The 1,979-nt window shown below is 60.7% G+C and carries 2 pseudogenes; one reads left to right on the top strand and one right to left on the bottom strand.

Going from position 1 to position 1,979, the window contains the following annotated elements:
• A pseudogene (locus IE243_RS22665) lies at positions 1 to 278 on the top strand (hypothetical protein); the annotation flags it as partial.
• Between the two features lie 137 nt (positions 279 to 415).
• On the opposite strand, the pseudogene IE243_RS22660 reads toward IE243_RS22665, so the two are convergent.
• Positions 416 to 1,882 (bottom strand): annotated as a pseudogene (locus tag IE243_RS22660) (Tn3 family transposase); the annotation flags it as partial.
• Between the last annotated feature and the right edge of the window lie 97 nt (positions 1,883 to 1,979).

The raw sequence follows: 1,979 nt of genomic DNA, 5'->3' as shown, positions 1-1,979 counted from the left end.
GCCGTGGAATCCATGCCCACGATCGCGTGGAATCGATGCCCATCATCCGTGGAATCCGCATGATGGCCGTTGTCACGGAGGCGGAGCGGACCGCGGCGGCGAGCTTCACATCGGTCCCGCGCAGTCTCGCGGCGGCAGCCAGTCCTGCGCTGGCGGGTGTGCTCTTCGCGGCCTCATATCGGGCCTGGCCGCTCGTCATCTGCGGAGCGCTGAAGATCACCTATGACCTGCTGTTGCTGGTGCAGTTCCGGCATCTCAAACCACCCGAGGAGCGTTAAAAGCCCGGATGCCATGATGCTGCCTCGCGTTCTTCCGCGCGCTTAGGGTAGGATTTCACCCCCTTCCCGCAAACCACCGCAAGTACACATACACAACAGGAATCTGGTTGCGATGGATTGCAGCGCCCCCGATCGGTTCATGCCGCAAGCCGGCCAAAATCGATCCGGCTGTTCAGATCGAGATCGAACCTGCCATAAGGATTGACGTGGCTGTAGATCAACGGTGTGAGTCCGCGATAATCCTCCGGCGTCATCCGGTCTACCCATTTCGGTTCCACCAACACGGTCTGAAGCATACGGGTGTTCACATAAACGAGCGACGCCTGCAGCAGATGCAGTGCGAGGGCGGAGATTTCCTGCTCGTCAATCCGGTTGGTGGCGATCTCGCCGCTCTTGCCGAAGAAGACGAAACCGTTGGCGCTGTTCCAGTTCTCGACGACATTCAGCCCCTCGTGGATTTCCCGGCGGAATGCCTCCTGACGAAGATAGCGGCACAGGAATATGGTCTTGACCGCGCGGCCGAGTTCGCTCAGCGCCTTGTAGGTCGGGTGCATCACTTCGGCACGGGCGAAACGGCGCAGGATCGCCTCCGGGTCCGCCGTTCTCGACTGCATGGCGGCGGTGTATTTGACCATCTCGTCATATTGCTGCACGATCTCGTCCCAGTTGATCGCTCCGGAAAGGATCGGCAGCAGATTCGGCAGTCGTGAACGCATCGCCGCTTCAGGGATTGCCAGCTTCTGGCGCGCAATCGCCTTCAGGCGCGGGGCGAGTTCAAAGCCGAGAAGGCGGCAAAATGCGAAACCGACCGCGCTCTGACCATGGCTATCGACATACTGGCGCTGGATTTCCATATCGGTGCAATGACGCAGCACACCTTCGATCATGGAGGCGACCTCCGAGGAAGAGCACCGCTTGAGCTGCGAATACACGCAGGTCGCTCGCTTCTCCACGTGCCAGTAGATCATGACGCCGCGCCCGCCGTAGCGGGCATGCCATTCCGTCATCAGATTGCGATCCCACGCGCCGAACTTCGTGGAATCGGACGCGCATGCCGTCCCGGCATCTCCCCAAACGGCGGCATTGCGGATGGCCAGGGTCGCGTTTGCAACCCGTGCGCACGCCTCCCTCAGCGCCGGCGCGTGGATAAAGCGGCGGTGAACATGCAGCAGCTCGTCGTAGCTGACATCAGGTGTGGCGCCGGCGATCCGCTTGAGCCCGGCATTCGTGCCGAGACCATAAAGGCACAACAGAAGCCGCCGATCCAGCGCCTCGCGCGACAGAGCAACTCTCGACGCCGATGTTTCGAAGGCCTCCAGCAGACCGATATCGAGTGCGGCTTCCTTCAGCACGTCGAGCAATCCTGTCATCGGCCAGCGTTGACCGATCTCACCCTTGATCGCTTCAAGCCCCTTCGGCTCCGGTAGAGGCTTGAACGGCGTGATCGATATGCGGTTTTCGCCGCGCCACAGCAGCCGGACCTTGTCGTTTCGTGGGATCGTTTCGTTCAGAAGCAGTAGCTCATGCTCAAGCTCCTGGCGAATGCCGGCTGTGAACGCTCGCGCATCCGCGGTCAGGTTGAGGCCTGTGTAATAGGCGTTACGACGTAAGCGGTGTCCCGGCGCCACCTTTCGCTCTGGTGTGCGAATGGTGATGCTCGAAGCGTTTGAGGGCTTCGACATATGCCGATTTCAGAGTTTA

Origin of the sequence: Camelimonas fluminis (genome assembly GCF_014656355.1) — a bacterium.
GTDB lineage: Bacteria > Pseudomonadota > Alphaproteobacteria > Rhizobiales > Beijerinckiaceae > Camelimonas > Camelimonas fluminis.
This window is presented reverse-complemented; position numbering and strand designations above follow the sequence as displayed.